Annotated in this window: 18 protein-coding genes; 10 read left to right on the plus strand and 8 right to left on the minus strand. The window is 58.8% G+C overall.

From position 1 onward, the window contains the following. Positions 1-725: 725 nt before the first annotated feature. From ACA070_RS06075 to ACA070_RS06085, 3 genes are read right to left on the minus strand one after another with little or no spacing between them, the layout of a single operon-like run. A complete protein-coding gene (locus ACA070_RS06075) occupies positions 726-2,420 on the minus strand; it encodes a recombinase family protein (protein WP_497450421.1) in 1,695 nt (564 codons plus the stop codon). A 20-nt stretch (positions 2,421-2,440) separates the two neighbouring features. Continuing rightward, complete coding sequence (locus ACA070_RS06080; protein WP_497450422.1) at positions 2,441-2,914, minus strand: YchJ family protein; 474 nt, start codon at positions 2,912-2,914, stop codon at positions 2,441-2,443. 4 nt (positions 2,915-2,918) lie between these two features. After that, a complete protein-coding gene (locus ACA070_RS06085; RefSeq protein WP_497450423.1) occupies positions 2,919-3,416 on the minus strand; it encodes a DUF6231 family protein in 498 nt (165 codons plus the stop codon). A 188-nt stretch (positions 3,417-3,604) separates the two neighbouring features. Between ACA070_RS06085 and ACA070_RS06090 the strand changes: the two genes are divergently transcribed. From ACA070_RS06090 to ACA070_RS06105, 4 genes are all read left to right on the plus strand, one after another. After that, positions 3,605-4,300: a PA1041 family peptidoglycan-binding anchor lipoprotein gene (locus tag ACA070_RS06090; protein WP_497450424.1), complete on the plus strand. Its 696-nt coding sequence runs from the start codon at positions 3,605-3,607 to the stop codon at positions 4,298-4,300. 90 nt (positions 4,301-4,390) lie between these two features. Then, entirely contained in the window at positions 4,391-5,104 is a 714-nt protein-coding gene (locus ACA070_RS06095) for a PA1041 family peptidoglycan-binding anchor lipoprotein (protein WP_497450425.1), read from the plus strand. Positions 5,105-5,250: 146 nt separating this feature from the next. Further along, on the plus strand, positions 5,251-5,529 hold the full coding sequence (locus ACA070_RS06100) for a DUF1145 domain-containing protein (RefSeq protein WP_497450426.1): 279 nt from the start codon (positions 5,251-5,253) through the stop codon (positions 5,527-5,529). Further along, a complete protein-coding gene (locus ACA070_RS06105) occupies positions 5,522-6,280 on the plus strand; it encodes a collagen-like triple helix repeat-containing protein (protein ID WP_131059260.1) in 759 nt (252 codons plus the stop codon). The genes ACA070_RS06100 and ACA070_RS06105 overlap by 8 nt, the downstream gene beginning before the upstream one ends. Positions 6,281-6,474: 194 nt before the next feature. On the opposite strand, the gene ACA070_RS06110 is transcribed toward ACA070_RS06105, so the two are convergent. Beyond that, on the minus strand, positions 6,475-6,939 hold the full coding sequence (locus ACA070_RS06110) for a CopD family protein (RefSeq protein ID WP_497450427.1): 465 nt from the start codon (positions 6,937-6,939) through the stop codon (positions 6,475-6,477). 99 nt (positions 6,940-7,038) lie between these two features. Between ACA070_RS06110 and dinG the strand changes: the two genes are divergently transcribed. From dinG to pdxH, 5 genes are all read left to right on the plus strand, one after another. Then, positions 7,039-9,183, plus strand: coding sequence for an ATP-dependent DNA helicase DinG (gene dinG / locus ACA070_RS06115; RefSeq protein ID WP_027925648.1), 2,145 nt, complete (start codon positions 7,039-7,041; stop codon positions 9,181-9,183). A 95-nt stretch (positions 9,184-9,278) separates the two neighbouring features. Then, a complete protein-coding gene (locus tag ACA070_RS06120; protein WP_497450428.1) occupies positions 9,279-11,789 on the plus strand; it encodes a beta-galactosidase in 2,511 nt (836 codons plus the stop codon). A 229-nt stretch (positions 11,790-12,018) separates the two neighbouring features. Beyond that, a complete protein-coding gene (locus tag ACA070_RS06125) occupies positions 12,019-13,164 on the plus strand; it encodes a serine hydrolase domain-containing protein (protein WP_497451919.1) in 1,146 nt (381 codons plus the stop codon). A gap of 114 nt (positions 13,165-13,278) precedes the next feature. After that, positions 13,279-14,409: an OmpA family protein gene (locus tag ACA070_RS06130; RefSeq protein WP_497450429.1), complete on the plus strand. Its 1,131-nt coding sequence runs from the start codon at positions 13,279-13,281 to the stop codon at positions 14,407-14,409. 24 nt (positions 14,410-14,433) lie between these two features. Further along, positions 14,434-15,081, plus strand: a complete 648-nt coding sequence (pdxH, locus tag ACA070_RS06135) for a pyridoxamine 5'-phosphate oxidase (RefSeq protein ID WP_461979993.1) — start codon at positions 14,434-14,436, stop codon at positions 15,079-15,081. A 5-nt stretch (positions 15,082-15,086) separates the two neighbouring features. Here the strand turns inward: pdxH and ACA070_RS06140 are convergent, their stop codons facing one another. Next, positions 15,087-15,323 carry a hypothetical protein gene (locus tag ACA070_RS06140; protein ID WP_497450430.1) on the minus strand — a complete coding sequence of 79 codons (237 nt, stop codon included), beginning with the start codon at positions 15,321-15,323 and terminating at the stop codon, positions 15,087-15,089. Between the two features lie 165 nt (positions 15,324-15,488). Here ACA070_RS06140 and ACA070_RS06145 point away from each other — a divergent pair, with 165 nt between their 5' ends. Further along, positions 15,489-15,953: an outer membrane lipoprotein gene (locus ACA070_RS06145; RefSeq protein ID WP_084321772.1), complete on the plus strand. Its 465-nt coding sequence runs from the start codon at positions 15,489-15,491 to the stop codon at positions 15,951-15,953. A gap of 69 nt (positions 15,954-16,022) precedes the next feature. Here ACA070_RS06145 and ACA070_RS06150 read toward each other — a convergent pair whose 3' ends face one another. Genes ACA070_RS06150 through ACA070_RS06160 form a run of 3 tightly spaced genes read right to left on the minus strand, consistent with a single transcriptional unit; the run spans position 16,023 to position 17,691 of the window. Continuing rightward, complete coding sequence (locus tag ACA070_RS06150; RefSeq protein WP_497450431.1) at positions 16,023-16,280, minus strand: DUF7683 domain-containing protein; 258 nt, start codon at positions 16,278-16,280, stop codon at positions 16,023-16,025. Continuing rightward, positions 16,277-16,507, minus strand: a complete 231-nt coding sequence (locus ACA070_RS06155) for a DUF7683 domain-containing protein (RefSeq protein ID WP_497450432.1) — start codon at positions 16,505-16,507, stop codon at positions 16,277-16,279. Before ACA070_RS06155 ends, ACA070_RS06150 begins: the two co-directional genes overlap by 4 nt. Then, positions 16,504-17,691 carry a colicin E3/pyocin S6 family cytotoxin gene (locus ACA070_RS06160; RefSeq protein ID WP_497450433.1) on the minus strand — a complete coding sequence of 396 codons (1,188 nt, stop codon included), beginning with the start codon at positions 17,689-17,691 and terminating at the stop codon, positions 16,504-16,506. Before ACA070_RS06160 ends, ACA070_RS06155 begins: the two co-directional genes overlap by 4 nt. Positions 17,692-17,727: the final 36 nt, after the last annotated feature.

Below are 17,727 nucleotides of genomic sequence, written 5' to 3' on the forward strand. Positions count from 1 at the left end.
CTTGTTCTTTCAGTTGTTCTAGTGTCGCTTGGTTGAATGTTGTCATTTTGGTTCTCCGTATTAAATTGTGTTGTTGGTTTCTGCTTGTTGTTGGTCTGTTAGCATCAGCAATTGACGCTTCTTGGTGTTGGCTGCACTTACCCTGCAAAGAGTTGAACAGTAAATTTTTGTGATACGTTTAACTTTGTGCACTTTGCCGCATTGTGGGCACAGTCTTTCTACGGCCATAAATTCTCCTTGGCTGGAAGTGTTAGAAGTTGGTTGTGATATTTGTTTTACGCTAAGGAGTGGCGAACAGAAAAAAGGCCAGAATTTTTAGGCTCTGGCCTTAGAGTCACCACCCAAGATGACAAGTAAAGCTGAATTTGTTCCGGTGGTCGCCAGCAAGCGGGGTACTGAAACAGGCCATGAAGCCTTGCGAGAGGAACCATATGGTGAATCGAAAACACCACACGGAAACAAAAGATGTATCCGGCTTTGAGCATCTGGCCGGTCAGAAGGGAGGTTGCATATAAGGAAGGATATGCGTTGCTCGGGGAAGTTGGTGGAAAGATCATTTAGTTAATCTCTTATCCTTATATTATTATCTCATGACAATGCCTGTTTGTCAACGCATATATGCACTTTGTAGTCAACTTCTTTTTACCAATTGTACTGCGTTAGTCCAATAGGGCGGGGCTGTTAGGGGTGTTGGGAGTTGGATGTAGGTATGCTGAGGTTGTATATCACTCGGCCACACCATGACGCGCTTTCCACATTGCCAGAAGCTCTGGTGGTAGCTGGTCCCAAGATTCAGTTTTGGCAAAAATAGCTTCTATCTCATTCATCTCGCCTTGTATCACTTGAAGGTCAAAGTATTCGTCATCCATTGCTTCAAAACGGATGTTGCCGCGCTTGTGCATCAGGTAGAACAGCAGGCTTTCGCCTGCGTCACTGAATGGGGTGGGAATGGCGTTGCCCTTACTCACCAAATACGTCTCATCCGTCCTGCCGTGCTTGTTCACAAAGATGTGAAGACCCAGCCTTTTGATAAGGTTGTTTGCAGCGACACGACCTTCAAACGAAACGAGGTCAAGCTTTTCAAAGAAGTTCTCTTTGTTCATTACCTTGTCCGCTGCCAGTTGCTCAGTCAGGGTTGTGCGTTCAGCCTCAAGCGTTCCAATGCTGGATTCCAGTTCATGGAGTTGTTTGGCAGTTATACGGGATGGGTACTCGGCGTGAAATGCTTCTGTCTTGTCTTGAAGCTGTTTCTGCTCTGCGATCCGACCTTCAAGAATCTGAAGAGATTTCTGCAAACTGCCTGAACTGTCTTGCACCAATGACAGGCTATCGACCTTGGCTAAAATCTCTTTGAAGACTGCTTCAGTGCGAGGGGCGCTGATGATACCGGCGTCACACATCCCCTTCATCGACTTGGAACACTTGAAGTATTTCCGACCACGCTGCCCTTGAAGGTGCATGAGTGCCCCGCATTTGTAGCAGTTCAGAATTCCAGCCAGCAGGTTGAAGTTGGTGGTGGTCTTGGTGATGGTGTGAGTTTTGCGGGACGATCTGGAGGCATGGGCCAGGTAGTATTCGTCCTCAGTCACCACAGCAGGGAAGTAACCTTTGACGGGCTCACCGTCTGGAGTTCTTTTGCCGTCTATGAAAATGTGAGGCTGATACTCTCCCAACACTGCGCGACTACCGAGAATATGACGCACGGTGCTGAAACCCCATAGACCGCTGAAGTTCTTCCTGCCAGCACTGAAAGCGGGGATACCTTCCTGATTCAATGTCGCTGCAATGATGCGGGAGCCGTATCCCTTGGTGGATAATTCAAAGATGCGGCGTACAACGGCAACGTTGGCAGGATTCAGCACGTATCCATCGGGTGTCACGTCCAGCCAGAGCGGACGGAGCTTCCCTAGAGGCTTGCCAGTATCACGCGCTTCCTTCTGTTTATTACGCCACGCTGAAGATACCCGGCCACCCTTTGTGGCCGATTCCTCATGCGCACGGGACATCGAGATAATCGAGATGATTAGGTCGAGTTCGTTGTAATCCTTGGTGTACAGGCGTTTGTCCACACTGGTGTAGACGTTGATACCTTTAGCCAGAAGATCAAGGAAACGCGGAAGGGCGTCTCTCACCTTTTCACGGCTCAGCCTGTCGAGAGATTCGACTACCAGATAGCTGCCCGGTGGGATTGTCCCGTCTTCAACGAAGCTCAGGAATCGCGCCAGCTCGCCAGTGTCGTCGAGGTGTTTGCCCTTGAATGCTGAGCGGCCTGCATCGAAGAAAAGGTACTCACGAGGGTCAGCCAGCTCTAAGTCGTTTTCGTCGCAGAACGCCTTGGCGGCTTTCACTTGCCTTGCGTAGCTGTCGCCTGCTGACTGTTTTGCACTACTGAATCTGATGTAGCTGAAGACCTTCCCCATGACGCCGCCTACCTAAAACTCTATGGTAGGTAATTGTAACAACACTTCTTGAACTTCTGCCCGCTGGCGCACGGGCAGGCATCGTTGCGTCCGGCCTTGAGTTGCACGGTGGGGTCGATGAAGTACCAGTGCCCGGCGTTCTGCACAAACGAGGAGCGCTCGCGGTGGCTGTGTTCACCGCCACCGTCATGCCAGCGCGCGGTGAACGTGACGAACGCGTGTTCCGGCTGACCGCCGAACACCTCGGAGCTTTCCACCTCAAGACCCAGCCAGGTGCTTTGCGCACTCCAGTCGCTGATGGACTGACGATCCAGGCCGGGCTGTTGTGCGGGCAGGGTGGTGCTCACCAGATAGTCGATCAACCCCAGCACATAGGCGCTGTAGCGCGAGCGCATCAAGGCTTCGGCACACGGCGCGGGATGTCCTGCATGGTAATGGCCGCAGCAGGCATCGAGCAGGGTGCCGCTGCCGCAAGGGCAAATGGATGTACTCATTGCATTACCACCAATATTTCCCGAAGTTTTCCGGATTGGCCCAGAACCGCGAGTTGAGCCAGTCGGGCACCTGTTTATAGTCAAGCAGATCGTAGGTGAACAGCGTCAGCACTTGATCATCTCGCTGGAAGCGTTCACTGGCTTGCAAGGCCAGAGAGAAGAAATCCGTCTCCTGCCAGCCGCTGGCCGGCAAGTCTGCCAGCACCGCAATGCGACTGGCGTTAAGGTTACGAATCCCGCCTAACAGATTCAGACCGTCGCGTTTTGGCAGGTGTTCAAGGCAATCGACCACCAGCGCCAGGTCAAACCGACGCGCCGCCAGCTCGGCAGGCAACACGCCAGGTGCTGCATGGGCTATGCAGCTGTCGGGGTGCGCGAGCTTGAACGCCTCAAGCGCGGGAAACTCGCTGGCGCCGATCAATAACAGACGCGCAGGGGCATATCGATCAAGCAAAGCGGCCAACGCCTGCTGCGGCGTGCGCGAAGAAATACCTGCAATCATCAGAGATCCTCAATCAGAGCACCAAGACTAGCCTGCCCGAACGTCCGGGCCTAGAGCGGTTTCCCGCAAAATCGGCGAACTACCGTGAACACGGGGCAAAACAGCGTTAGCCTATTGCTGGCGGAGATTAAAACTCCGGTCTTTACTCCCTGAATCGGTTCTAAGCCGATCCCTCAGGAGAAAACTAGATGAGCATAGTTCGGACAGCATTACCTTTGGTTCTGCTAACCAGTGTGTTGACTGGTTGCGCAGGTTTGCAGAAAACCGACTGGCCGACCTGTGCGGCGGTCGGCGGTGTCATCGGTGCGGGTCTCGGCGCGACCGAGAGTTCGGCATGGGCGGGGTATGGCGCGCTGCTGGTCGGCGGCACGGCAGCGGCCTATTGCTGGGTTCACGGTGATGGAGACGAAGACGGCGATGGTGTGCCGGACAGTCGCGACAAGTGCCCGGGTACGCCTAGAGGCGTGAAGGTCGATGCCGACGGTTGCCCTCCACCGGTGCCTGCGCCAGTGGTCGAAGAAGTCGTGGTGGTCAAGGAAGAAGTCATCGTCATCCGCGATGTTCACTTCCAGTTCGATAAAGCCACGCTCACGCCTTCCGACAAAGATGTACTCAACACAATTGCCACTCGCCTGAAACAGGAAGCCAGTACTGCCCAGTTGACCGTGACCGGTCACACCGACAGCGTGGGCAGTGATGCCTACAACCAGAAACTGTCGGATAAGCGTGCTCACTCGGTGGTTGAATACCTCATCGAGCAAGGCGTACCACGCAGCAGCTTCGTGTCTGTGGCCGGTGCCGGTGAAAGTCAGCCGGTTGCCGATAACAAAACCGCTGACGGTCGCGCGCAGAACCGTCGTACTGAAATCAAAATCAACCGCTAGGCCCCATCCGCTCCGCGGCTTGTGCAGTCGCGGATGCGGGTCTTTACTCCTGTGTAACCGGTATGGGCCGGTGACACAGGAGCTTTCCATATGAGCGTTCTCACACGGACCGTCTTGCCGGTTCTGCTAATAGGCAGTCTGTTGACCGGCTGCGCAACCCACAGCGATGGCACTGCCCCCCTCAATCAACGTACCTGGCCGATCTGCAGCGTCATCGGCGGACTGGTCGGCGGAGGTCTGGGCGCGATTGAAAGTGCCGGCTGGGCAGGCGGTGGAGCGGCGCTCGGTATCTTGACCGGTGGCTTGATCTGTTACGCCCAGGATGGCGATGAGGACGACGATGGTGTCTTCGATCGACGTGATCGTTGCCCTGATACCCCGGCCAATACCCCTGTCGAACATCATGGTTGTCCGCTGCCGCAGTATCCGGCCAGCGTGAAACCTGTCGAAGTTGTGCAACCCGAAGTCATCACCCTGCCCAGCGACGTGCTGTTTGGCTTCAACAAGTCTGACCTGAGCGCCTCCGCGCAGAGTCAGCTGGATTCGCTGATGGACAAACTGCAAAACGCCGATGTGGTGAGCATCAAGGTAATCGGCCATACCGACAGCGTGGGTTCGGATGAATACAACCAGGCACTCTCGGAACGACGCGCCAGCAGCGTGGCGGCCTATCTGTTGAGCCAAGGCCTGGCGCCGAACAAACTCACCAGTGAAGGCAAAGGCGAAAGCCAGCCGGTGGCCGACAACGATACGGATGAAGGACGCGCGAAAAACCGTCGGGTGGAGTTGCACGTTAATCGCTAAACCCCGAACTAGAGCCGTCGGACGATATTTCGATCGATCCGACGGCCATTCGGCGGCCTTCATGAAGAATTTTCTGTTGCCCTCTGGCTTATCCCTCGCGGAAGCCGTTACTGTGCGCCCAAAGAATAATTATCAACGGGGGGCGTATGAAGGTGATCTGGGGGCTGGGGAAGTTGTTGACCCTGCTGTTCTGGCTGGTGGTGCTGGTCAATTTGCTGATGCCGTTTGTCAATCCGCTGCACCAGTTGGTCGATCTGGCCGGTGTCGTGTTGGCGTCCCTTCATCTGCTTGAGGCTGTGTTCTGTTTCCGCAGCCTCAGGGGTCGCGCCCACCCTTGGCGTGATCGCTTGAAGATCCTGTTTTTCGGCGTATTCCACCTGCAAACCCTCCCGGCTCCGACCGCATCGAAGGCTTCCCATGCGTAAACTCTGTCTGCTCGCCGCACTCATCAGCCCATTGGCCTGCGCTCAGGTTGTCAGTGTCGAAACCAATTCGTTGATGCGCCTGCCCAACACCGCCAGCACCTTGCAACTTGAACGCCTGGAAGTCGCCGATTACGGCACCTTGTTGATTCCTTCGAACGTGACCGAAGTGACCGTCGGCGAATTGCACCTGGGTCGTGAGGCGCGGATTGCCATCGTGCCGAGTGAACAGGCTCTGGAATTGAAAGTCAGCCGTGCCGAGTTGTCCGAAGGCAGCCAGATCACGGCTCGCGGGGCGCCGGGGACTTACCTCAAGGCTGCTCGCTCGGGGCGCAACCTGAATTTACAGATCAAGGCACTGAATGCGCCGCAGTTGTCGGTAGACGCTCGCGGTGGCGCGGGCGCGCCAGGTTTTGTGGGGCTCGACGGGGCCAACGGCCAGGCACCGGGTTGCACCTGGGGCCAGGCGGGTCGCGGTGCCGATGGCAGCAATGGCAGTGATGGCCAGCCGGGTGCGCCCGGTGCGCTGGTCAGGCTGGAAGTGCCACGTGATTATCCGGTGGAACAGATCAAGGTTCAGGTGGCGGGCGGTGCCGGTGGCGTTGCGGGGCCTGGCGGTAAACCGGGTGCCGGCGGCAAGGCCAAGGGCTGTCTGGTGTACGAAGCTGATGGCGGCAAAAGTGGCCGCCCTGGTGTTGATGGCCAGCCCGGGCCTGCCGGTGCTGCGGGTTCGGTGACCGTACAGCGCCTCTAAGAACGCCGAGGATCCTTGTGGCGAGGGAGCTTGCTCCCGCTGGGTCGCGAAGCGGCCCCAAGACCAGCTTCCCGACACACTCTAAAGTGCGCGGTGCCTGGTTTTACGGCTGCTTCGCAGCCGAGCGGGAGCAAGCTCCCTCGCCACAGAGTCCCCTAGCCACAGAACCACCTCACCACAAAGTCTGCGGGGCTTTAGAAGATCGGCCTGGCCGAAGCAATCGCCACCAGCACCAACCCGACAATCAGATTGATCCCCACCAATTTGCGAATCTTCCCGAGCGTCGCGGCCCCGGTCGGCCAATCCTGCGCCGCCACCGCCGTGCGCAACTCCGGCAGCAGTAACGCCTGAATCCGGATAAACAGCGCGGTCATCACCACGTACAACCCCATCATCACCTGCACATACCGTGGCGCGGCCTCAAACCCGGCGTATTGCAGATGAATCATGCCTACCCCGCTGATCGGCAACAGCACCACCGCCACCCAGACCCAGCGGAAAAAACCTTGAAACACTTCCACCCACAGCTTCAGCCGAGCGGGACCTTCCAAAGCCTTCATCGCCGCGGGTCGCAAGACCATCCAGGCGAAAAACATGCCGCCGACCCACACCAGGGCGGACAGGACATGCAGGGTGTAAACGATGCCAAAAGGTGTCATTGAGGTACTCCGTTCTGCGCGGGATTAATTAGCGGGGTATGATAGCGGCCGATCCGAACCACTGAAAATTTATCCAGCGTTTTTTGCGCCCGACAATCCATGATCAGCACCGAACTCAAAACCACGATCCAGGGCGCCTACTCGCGTTTTCTTGAAGCCAAGAGCCTCAAGCCGCGCTACGGCCAGCGCCTGATGATCGCCGAAATCGCCAAAGTCCTCGGTGACATCGACACCGACGACGAAGGCCGGCGCAGTGGCGACCCCGCGATTGTCGCGGTGGAAGCCGGCACCGGTACCGGCAAAACCGTGGCCTACAGCCTGGCGGCGATCCCCACCGCCAAGGCGGCCGGCAAACGCCTGGTGATCGCCACGGCCACCGTGGCCCTGCAAGAGCAGATCGTCTACAAGGATTTGCCCGACCTGATGCGCAACAGCGGGCTGAATTTCAGCTTCGCTCTGGCCAAGGGCCGCGGGCGCTACATGTGCCTGTCCAAGCTCGACATGTTGCTGCAGGAAGGTCACGCGCAAACCGCCACGGCGCAGCTGTTCGAAGAAGAAGGTTTCAAGATCGAGGTCGATGAGGCCAGTCAAAAGCTGTTCACCAGCATGATCGAGAAGCTCGCCGGCAATAAATGGGACGGCGACCGCGACAGTTGGTCCACCGCCCTGGAAGACGCCGACTGGGCGCGCCTGACCACCGATCACAGCCAGTGCACCAACCGTCATTGCCCGAACTTCGGCCAGTGCGCCTTCTACAAGGCCCGCGAAGGCATGGGCAAGGTTGACGTGATCGTCACCAACCACGACATGGTCCTGGCCGATCTGGCCCTGGGCGGCGGCGCCGTGTTGCCGGACCCGCGCGACACCATCTACGTGTTCGACGAAGGTCACCACCTGCCGGACAAGGCCATCGGCCATTTCGCCCACTACACGCGCCTGCGTTCCACCGCCGACTGGCTGGAAACCACCGCCAAGAACCTCACCAAACTGCTCGCCCAGCACCCGTTGCCGGGCGATCTGGGCAAGTTGATTGAGCAGGTGCCGGAGCTGGCCCGCGAGATCAAGACCCAGCAGCAATTCATGTTTACTGCGTGCGAGCAGGTTGCCGATTTCAAACCCGGCGAAGACGTCGAAGGCCGCGAGCGTCCGCGCCACCGTTTTGTCGGCGGGGTGATTCCCGAGCACATGCGTGAAATGGGCGTCGAGTTGAAGAAGGGCTTTGCCCGTCTGACCGACCTGTTCACCCGGCTCACCGAACTGCTCAAGGAAGGCATGGACGGCGAGGTCAACATCGGCATCGCCAGCAACCAGGCCGAAGAGTGGTATCCGCTGTTCGGCAGCCTGTTGTCGCGTTCTTCGGGCAACTGGGAATTGTGGGTCGCGTTCACCGCTGAAGACCCGGAAGACAACCCGCCCATGGCCCGTTGGCTGACCCTGGCCGAAAGCGGCTCGCTGTTCGACATCGAGGTCAATGCCAGCCCGATCCTGGCGGCGGAAATGCTCCGTCGCAATCTGTGGAACGTGGCTTACGGCGCGTTGGTGACCTCGGCGACCCTGACCGCACTTGGCACGTTCGACCGTTTCCGCATGCGCGCCGGCCTGCCGAAAAAAGCCGTGACCGCTGTGGTCCCGAGCCCGTTCCATCACGCCGATGCGGGCGTGCTGCGGGTGCCGGACCTGAAAGCCGACCCGCGTGATGCGCCCGCGCACACCGCGGCGATCATCCGTGATCTGCCGCAACTGGTGGAAGGCTCGCGCGGCACCCTGGTGCTGTTCTCCTCGCGCAAGCAGATGCAGGACGTGTTCGACGGCCTGGACCGCGACTGGCGCAAGCAAGTGTTCATTCAAGGCAACCTGTCGAAACAGGAAACCCTGAACAAGCACAAGGCACGTGTCGATGGCGGGGACTCCAGCGTGCTCTTCGGTCTGGCGAGTTTTGCCGAAGGGGTCGACTTGCCCGGTGCGTATTGCGAGCACGTGGTGATCGCGAAGATTCCGTTCTCGGTGCCTGACGATCCGGTCGAAGCGGCGCTTGCCGAGTGGATCGAAGCCCGTGGCGGCAATCCGTTCATGGAAATCTCCGTGCCGGATGCCTCGCTGAAACTGGTCCAGGCCTGCGGTCGCTTGCTGCGTACCGAAGAAGACCGCGGCACCATCACCCTGCTGGATCGGCGTCTGGTCACCCAGCGTTACGGCAAAGCGATCCTTAACGCATTGCCGCCATTCCGTCGCGAAATTTCCTGAAACACCGGTGGGCTTTTTAGCCCGCCGCGTTGTCTATCTTTCAGCCACCGCTTTTCCATTGGCCCATGAGGGTCGTTAGGGAGAACTACGTTCCTATGATTCGCCGTTCGTTGCCTGCCGTTTTCGCGTTGATGTTCGCAGCCCCGTTACTGGCAGCCCCTGCCGGCCAACAGACGCTGTTCAACTTTGTGCGCCCCGCCGATGTGGTCAAAGTGGCGACTCAGGATGCCAGCCTGCCACAATCCAATGCGGAGCAAACGGCCGAAGGCGAAGTGCTGCGTCGGGTGACGTTCAACCCGGTGGCGCAACCGACCTTGCGTCTGACCCCGCAAACCGGTGCCTGGGACTGGTCGCAGTCAGGCGTCATGAGCTTGCGGATCCAGAGCGCGATGGACTGGGCCGTGACCCTTTACGTGAAAATCCAGAGCAATGACGGCAAGACGCTGATCAGTCGTGTCGATTTGCCAGCCGGACCGGCGCAGACCTTGCTGGTGCCGCTGCAACCGAGTTCGCCGCTGAGCCAGGGCATGAAGGCCGGGCCGCCGATGCCGATGACGTTTGACGGCCAACGCGTTTTGCTGGCTAGCAGCGCCGGTGAGCTGGATCGCAGCCAGGTGGTGTCGGTCACGTTGTCGATGGATCAACCGAAAGTTGCCCAAAGCATCTTGCTTGAGCGCTTCGGCGTGCAGGACGGTGAAGCGGTGACCAAGGCCGCCTATGGCGGCCTGGTGGACGCCTACGGTCAATCGACCCGGGCCAAATGGCCGGAGAAGGTGGGTAGCGATGAGCAACTGAAAAGCGCCGCCGCCAAGGAGCAACAACAAACCAACACTTGGCTCGCCGAGCGCCAGAAATTGTCCCTGGACAAGTTCGGTGGCTGGAACAAGGGGCCTGCGTTCAAGGCCAGCGGCTTTTTCCGCACTGAAAAGCGTGACGGTCGCTGGTACCTGGTGACCCCGGAAGGGCATCCGTTCTATTCGCTCGGGGTCAACACCGTGACCCCGGACGTCAACCAGACTTACATCGCTGGTCGCGAGTGGATGTTTGAATCCCTGCCAAAACCGGACGAATCGTTGGCCAGTCATTATGGCGAAGGCGACAACCGTGGCGGCAACGGCGCCGATCAGGGCCGTGGCTACAATGCCGGTCGCTGGTACGACTTCTATGGCGCTAACTTGCAGCGCCTGTATGGCGAACCTTGCGCGTTGGGCAGCGACACCAAGGCGGGTGTCGCCGAAGCGGCCAAGGCTGACGCGGTTGAGGCCACGGCCGATAAGGCTGCCGAGCAACCTGTCGCGCCGACGACTGCCGAATCCGGCGTCGCCGAAGCCGCCAAGACCGGCGCGGTCGAAGCCACCGTGGCGAAAGCCGTTGAGCAAGCCCCCGCCGAACCCTGCAAAGCGGTGGTCGATGAAAAACGCTGGGCTAGCCAAACCCTGGATCGCCTGCAAGCCTGGGGTTTCAACACCGTCGGCAACTGGAGCGCCCCGGCGCTGGCCAATGCTGACCGTGTGCCGTACACCTTGCCGCTGTCGATCGTCGGCGATTACGCCAGCATCAGTACCGGCACTGATTGGTGGGGCGGTATGCCCGACCCGTTTGACCCGCGTTTCGCCATGGCCACCGAACGCGCCGTGGCCATCGCCGCCCGGGACCATCGCGACGATCCATGGCTGATCGGCTACTTCGCCGACAACGAACTGGCCTGGGCCGGCCCCGGCGACGATCCGAAAGCCCGTTACGCGTTGGCCTACGGCACCTTGAAAATGACCACCGACGTGCCGGCCAAACGTGCGTTCCTCAAACAATTACGCGACAAGTACCGCAACCAGGCCGGCCTTTCCAAGGCCTGGGGCATCGACTTGCCTGCCTGGGAATTGATGGAAGACCCGGGCTTCGTGCCGCCGCTGCCAAGCGCCGAACACCCGGAAATCGAAGCCGACTTCAAATACTTCCAGAAGGTCTTTGCCGATACCTACTTCAAGACCCTTTCCGATTCGCTGAAGTGGCACGCGCCGAATCAGCTGTTGCTGGGCGGTCGCTTCGCCATCAGCACCCCGGAAGCCGTGGATTCCTGCGCGCAGTATTGCGACGTGGTGAGCTTCAACATGTACACCCTGCAACCGCAGGACGGTTATGACTTCGCCAAGTTGCGCAGCCTGGACAAACCGGTGCTGATTACCGAGTTCAATTTCGGCTCTGCGGATCGCGGCCCGTTCTGGGGAGGCGTGACGCAATTGGCCAAGGAAGAAGACCGTGGGCCGGCGTACGCCAACTTCCTCAAGCAAGCGCTGAGCGAGCCGTCGATTGTCGGGGTGCACTGGTTCCAGTACCTCGATCAACCCGTGACCGGCCGCCTGCTGGATGGCGAGAACGGGCACTTTGGCCTGGTGGGCATTACCGATCTGCCATTTCAGGGCTTCGTTGATAGCGTGCGCAAGAGCAATCTGGCGACCGTCGATCAGTTGGGTAAAGAGGCCGAGAAGGCCAAGGCTGAAGCGGATAAAGCCAGCCATGAAGGCGAGGGCGGCAGAAAAGCTGACGCTGGCAAAGGTGCGGGGCAGGGTGCGGGCCATGCGGGCGGGCATTCCGCCAATGGCCATTAATCGCTGATATTCCTGTGGCGAGGGAGCTTGCTCCCGCTGGACTGCGCAGCAGTCCCAATTTTGGGGCCGCTTCGCCCGAACGCGGACCGGCCCAGCGGGAGCAAGCTCCCTCGCCACAAAGGTTCTGATTAATTCTATGGGCGGATGCACCGCCCAGCCCGCACCTGTTCCCAAATCCCCCAAGGGCTGGAACAATGCGGGCCACTTTATAGAATTCGGGGAGTTGCGGGTGCAGATTCAGGGTCATTACGAGCTTAAGTTCGAAGCGGTACGCGAAGCTTTCGCGGCGCTGTTCGACGATCCTCAGGAACGTGGCGCGGCGTTGTGCATCCGGGTCGGTGGCGAAACCGTCCTCGACCTCTGGGCCGGTACCGCCGACAAGGATGGCCTTGAAGCCTGGCACAGCGACACCATTGCCAATCTGTTCTCCTGCACCAAGACCTTCACCGCCGTCACGGCCCTGCAATTGGTTGCCGAAGGCAAGCTGCAACTGGATGCCCCCGTTGCTCGCTACTGGCCCGAATTTGCCGCCGCCGGCAAAGAATCCGTCACCTTGCGTCAATTGCTCTGCCATCAGGCCGGCCTGCCGGCGCTGCGCGAGTTGCTGGCGCCCGAAGCGCTTTACGACTGGTACACCATGGTCGATGCCCTGGCCGCCGAAACACCATGGTGGACACCGGGTGAAGGCCACGGTTACGCGGCGATTACCTATGGCTGGCTGATGGGCGAGTTGCTGCGTCGTGTCGACGGTCGTGGGCCGGGTGCATCGATTGTGGCGCGGGTCGCGAAGCCTTTGGGGCTGGATTTCCACGTTGGCCTGGCGGACGAAGAGTTCCACCGCGTGGCGCACATTGCCCGTGGCAAGGGTAACGTTGGCGATGCCGCGGCCCAGCGTTTGCTGCAAGTGACCATGCGTGAACCGACTGCCATGACCACCCGGGCCTTCACCAACCCGCCGTCCATCATGACCAGCACCAACAAACCCGAATGGCGCCGGATGCAACAGCCGGCCGCCAATGGCCACGGTAACGCCCGCAGCCTCGCTGGTTTCTACGCTGGCCTGCTCGACGGCAGCCTGCTGGAAAGCGAAATGCTCGAGGAGCTGACCCGCGAACACAGCCTTGGCGAAGACAAGACTTTATTGACCCGGACCCGTTTTGGCCTGGGTTGCATGCTCGATCAGCCAGATGTTCCCAATGCGACCTACGGCCTCGGCCCACGGGCATTCGGCCATCCGGGCGCTGGCGGCTCCATCGGCTTTGCTGACCCGGAACACGATGTGGCCTTCGGTTTTGTGACAAATACCCTGGGGCCGTACGTCTTGATGGATCCACGCGCGCAGAAGCTTGCGCGAGTACTGGCCACTTGTCTGTAAAACGCACTCGCGGGCTCCAGGGCCGGAACCCGAAGGCCTTTATGGTTTCCAAGCGTCTGTTTATCCGGGTCATGCCGGCCTGATTTTTTATGATTTCATTTTTGTGGATATCCAATGTCATTCAATAAAACCACCCTTGCCTTGGCCCTGTGCGTCGCAATCACCGGTTGTGCACAGACCCCACAAAGTGATTCGGATGGCAGCAGCTGGTGGCCGTTCGGCTCCTCCGACAAAGTCGCGGTGAAAGAGCCGGCCCCTGCTTCAGCTCCAACCCCAACTCCGGCCCCTTTGAAACCTGCCGTTGCCGCACCAGTGGCCAAGGCTGAGAGCTCCAGTCCTTGGTACTGGCCATTCGGTTCCGATGAAGCGGTCGACAAAAAGCCTGAAGTAAAACCTGAAGCCAAGCCTGAAGCCAAACCTGTCGAAGTCGCCAAGGCTGAAGCCGATGCCGGTGGCAAATGGTGGTGGCCGTTCGGCGGCAAAGAACAACCTACCGCCAAAGCCGTGCCAATGCCGGACCCTAAAGTCACTCAAGCCTGGCTCGACGATTACGAGCCGCGCCTGCGCGATGCGATCAAGGACAGCAACCTGAAGCTTGAGCGCCGTGAAAACGTGTTGGTGGTCATCGCTCCGGTAGAAGGCTCGTTCAACCCGGACCGTCCGGCCATGTTGCTGCCGGTGACCCTCGGCCCGTTCACTCGCGTCGCGAAAATCCTTGAAGTCGATCCAAAGACTGCCGTGCTGGTGCTCGGCCACAGCGATACCTCGGGCGCCGCACCGGCCAACGTAAAATTGAGCCAGGAGCGTGCCCAAGCCGTGGCCGCGATCTTCCGCCTCAGCGGTTTGCAGCGTGATCGTCTGATGCTGCGCGGCATGGGGGGCGAAGCTCCGCGTGCTGCCAACGACAGCAATGAAGGTCGTGCCTTGAACCGTCGTGTTGAATTGCTGGTGACTCCGCAAAACACCATGGTCGCGTTGCTGAGCAAGTACAACATGCCGGCGCCGGCGCCAGTGAAGATGGTCGCTGTGCAGGACGTCAAGCCAGTGGTCAAGCCAGTTACCCCTGCGCCAGCCGCGAAGAAAGCGGCTGTGCCTGCTGCGAAAAAAGCCCCGGCCAAGAAAGCTGCCAAGGCTCCAGCCAAGAAAACACCGGCTAAAACGGCAACGCCTGCGAAAAAAACGGCACCAGCCAAAGCCGCAGCGGCTGACAAGAAAGTCGTTGCCGCCGATGCGGACAAAAAGTAATTCGTTAACCAAAAGGAATGCGCCATGACCCAGGGCCTGGCTGATATGCGTCGCGACTACACCCGTGATGGCCTGACCGAGGCGCAAGCCCCGGCCGAGCCGTTCGGGCTGTTCCATCAGTGGTTTGCCGACGCGGTGAAAACCGAGCAACCGCCGGTGGAGGCCAATGCCATGACCCTGGCCACGGTCGATCAGGACGGTCGGCCGCATTGCCGCATTCTGCTGCTCAAGGGCCTGGACGAGGAGGGCTTCACCTTCTTCACCAACTACGACAGCGCCAAAGGCCAGCATCTGGCGGCGAACCCGTTCGCCGCCATGACGTTTTTCTGGCCGACCCTGGAGCGTCAGGTACGCATTGAAGGACGGGTGGTGAAGGTCACGGCTGAAGAGTCCGACGCCTACTTTCAGGTCCGCCCGTTGGGCAGTCGCCTCGGTGCCTGGGCTTCGCCCCAGAGCCGCGTGATTGCCGATCGCGCTGAACTGGAAGCGCTGCTCAAAAACACCGAGCAACGTTTCAGCGACACTCAGCCTCACTGCCCGGAACACTGGGGCGGTTACCGCTTGCTACCCGAGCGCATCGAGTTCTGGCAAGGCCGTTCGAGCCGCCTGCACGATCGCCTCAACTACCGTCAGCAAGGCGCCGACTGGATTCTTGAACGTCTGGCACCTTAAGCAGTCTACCGATCGGGATAGCCCGTCGCAGCGGCTTCAAGCCACTGGGGCAGGTCCCGGCGCTTGATCTTCTGCGCCTGAGCGCTTGCCAGTTGCTCGAGCATGAACGCTTTTTTCTGCTCGTCTTTACCCGCCAGTGCCAACGCCAGATCGCGGTCCATCCAGCGTTTGATCCGCACGTACAGCCACCAGTGGAAGTACAAACCGGCGACAGTGGTGACGACAATGATGAAGTAATCCATGAAAATCCTTGGGTCAGTGGCGCAGATTTTTCAGTTTGCCGCTACTGTGTGGTGAGTCCGAGGCGCCTGTACCGGGCCTGAATGAAACCATTTTTATCCCAGCGATGCCGTGACAGGCGTCAAGCTGCGGAGTTTAATGAATACCTGTCCTTTGGAGTTGATGCTATGCGTAAGTCTGTTCTGCTGGTTGCTTCCTTTTCCACGATGGCGATGTTGCTCACCGGCTGCCAATCGAGCCTGACCGGTGACTCCTACTCCCGTGACGAAGCGCGTCGTGTGCAGACCGTTCGCATGGGCACCATCGAATCCCTGCGTCCGGTGAAAATCGAAGGCACCAAGACCCCGATCGGCGGCGCAGCGGGCGCAGTGGTCGGCGGTGTCGGCGGTAGCGCCATTGGCGGCGGTAAAGGCAGCATCGTCGCGGCGGTCATCGGCGCCGTCGCTGGCGGCCTGCTCGGTTCGGCCACCGAAGAAGGCCTGACCCGCACACAGGGCGTCGAAATCACCGTTCGCGAAGACGACGGCAGCATGCGCGCCTATGTGCAGCAGGTTCAGGAGAATGAAGTGTTCCGTGTGGGTGAGCGGGTGCGGATTGCTACTGTTGATGGGACAAGCCGCGTTTCGCACTAAGCGGGAACGAGCGGTAAAAGAGAACCCCGACCGGGTGACTGGTTGGGGTTTTTTATGCAAGTAGAAAATTTACTTGCTTGCATGACTTCCGATTTGAAAATCGTACTTCTGGTCGTAGAACGTAATGCCGATCAAAGCTTCCAACTGTGTAATCTGAGCACTATCAAGATCGTAACCATAGATTTCGTCTTCTGGTTCGCTCCACTTCATTATTATTCTCAGCTGTTCAATATTCTCCCTTGGTATGGGAACCTCAAACACTAAAAATTCTGTTTTTTTATCAAAAGCTTCAACTGCATGGCGTACCGCTGGATAGCTCCGAGTCATTCTGTGCATACCAGTTGTACGATGTTATTTGCACCCATGAGGGATTTTCCTGTCCAGTCTTCCAATACCTTTACTTGTTCTGGTGACAAGTCGTGACCGTCGAATTCGTCGTCCGGTTGCTGCCAGTTCATCAGAACTCTCAAAGCTTTACGTCGACTGGCAGGGATATCTACCGTAAGAAGCAGATCTTCAGTCTGACGGTCGAAAACCTCTATTACATGTTTCATTTTTCTACTCTCCTTGCAGGATCGGCAGGTTTTGTCTGCTCTCCGGTTTCCGGGTTGTACTCTCCCAGATGTTTTCCTTGTTTCGTATACAACTCAACCTTGCCATGTTGTGAATCCCATTCATAAATTCTCCCTGACGGATCCTTCCAGCGTCTGCGTTTTTTTCCGCCGCCCCGCACGGAAGTTTTCATCGGCGCAGGTTTTACATCTGGAAAAGCTGGTAATGCTGTTGGCGCAGGGTGGTACTTCAGGTCTCCCGGGACACTTAGAACGATGTAAACCGGCTTTACCCCCGAATCCACCGGAAACACAAGAATGAAATCCTTGTACTCAGGCGGATAAACCGGATTCACAATAATCCCGTCAGCCGCTGGCGTAGGCGGATACACCCAAATATGCGGCGCTTGCGGTGCAGCCTCCAACGCTGGAATCCCAAGGATGTCTGAACCATCCACAGCCGGTGTCCAGATCAGTTCAACCCCATCCCCCAGATCTGCCACTTGCTGGCTGCCGCGCAACGAGAACTGCACAACATCAACCATTTCCCAATCGCGGTTCTTGCCGGTGTAGAAGCCATACCCCTTGAGACTACCGTCAGCCTGTTGTTCAACCTGTAGACGAACGCGGGTCCTGGCCTGTTTCAAGGCGCGCAACTGTTCTTCGGTATAGAGCGCACTGTCGCCCAGGCTTGGCGTCCAGAACAGCGCGACCACCGTGGCCAATGCGGTGGCCCCGGCAACGCCGATTGCGGCGGCTGGAGCAGTAAGAGCCGGAGCGCGAAGCGCCATTCGGCCAATGCCAAGCGAGAGGGTACTGCCGCTGATGGTTTCGAGATTCAGCAACCCGGCATCGTCTGCTTCACGGGCGCCGAGCCAGGCGACTTCCCCGTAATCCTTGAGGCTGTCGGTGGGCACCATGCCCGAAGGATTCGAGTAATCGATGATGGCGTCCGGCAGCTTGCAGGACTTGGCGAAGACGCATCCGGCACGAACGGATTCGTCCTTTTTAGCGACAATCTCACGGCTGCGCTCGAAGGCGTCTTGCCTCGCGAGCATGGCGTCGTAAGCGTTTTGTCGGGCGTCCCGCTCGGCCAGCTCGGTGGCCGTCATGAAGCGGTGAGTGACGTGATGACCGTCGCCGGACGGTGGGTTTTTAACCCTGGGGATATCCTTGTTGCCAGCCACTGATCTTCCTTGCGTTCGTACGTCGACAGCCCCCGA

Source organism: Pseudomonas sp. LBUM1678 (assembly GCF_059695575.1).

Coding starts and splice junctions, on each gene's coding strand:
- ACA070_RS06150 (WP_497450431.1), bottom strand. CDS start 16,280: ATGACTCGGAGCTATCCAGCGGTACGCCATGCAGTTGAAGCTTTTGAT.
- ACA070_RS06100 (WP_497450426.1), top strand. CDS start 5,251: ATGAAGGTGATCTGGGGGCTGGGGAAGTTGTTGACCCTGCTGTTCTGG.
- pdxH (WP_461979993.1), top strand. CDS start 14,434: ATGACCCAGGGCCTGGCTGATATGCGTCGCGACTACACCCGTGATGGC.
- ACA070_RS06130 (WP_497450429.1), top strand. CDS start 13,279: ATGTCATTCAATAAAACCACCCTTGCCTTGGCCCTGTGCGTCGCAATC.
- dinG (WP_027925648.1), top strand. CDS start 7,039: ATGATCAGCACCGAACTCAAAACCACGATCCAGGGCGCCTACTCGCGT.
- ACA070_RS06075 (WP_497450421.1), bottom strand. CDS start 2,420: ATGGGGAAGGTCTTCAGCTACATCAGATTCAGTAGTGCAAAACAGTCA.
- ACA070_RS06140 (WP_497450430.1), bottom strand. CDS start 15,323: ATGGATTACTTCATCATTGTCGTCACCACTGTCGCCGGTTTGTACTTC.
- ACA070_RS06095 (WP_497450425.1), top strand. CDS start 4,391: ATGAGCGTTCTCACACGGACCGTCTTGCCGGTTCTGCTAATAGGCAGT.
- ACA070_RS06090 (WP_497450424.1), top strand. CDS start 3,605: ATGAGCATAGTTCGGACAGCATTACCTTTGGTTCTGCTAACCAGTGTG.
- ACA070_RS06105 (WP_131059260.1), top strand. CDS start 5,522: ATGCGTAAACTCTGTCTGCTCGCCGCACTCATCAGCCCATTGGCCTGC.
- ACA070_RS06085 (WP_497450423.1), bottom strand. CDS start 3,416: ATGATTGCAGGTATTTCTTCGCGCACGCCGCAGCAGGCGTTGGCCGCT.
- ACA070_RS06080 (WP_497450422.1), bottom strand. CDS start 2,914: ATGAGTACATCCATTTGCCCTTGCGGCAGCGGCACCCTGCTCGATGCC.
- ACA070_RS06155 (WP_497450432.1), bottom strand. CDS start 16,507: ATGAAACATGTAATAGAGGTTTTCGACCGTCAGACTGAAGATCTGCTT.
- ACA070_RS06110 (WP_497450427.1), bottom strand. CDS start 6,939: ATGACACCTTTTGGCATCGTTTACACCCTGCATGTCCTGTCCGCCCTG.
- ACA070_RS06145 (WP_084321772.1), top strand. CDS start 15,489: ATGCGTAAGTCTGTTCTGCTGGTTGCTTCCTTTTCCACGATGGCGATG.
- ACA070_RS06120 (WP_497450428.1), top strand. CDS start 9,279: ATGATTCGCCGTTCGTTGCCTGCCGTTTTCGCGTTGATGTTCGCAGCC.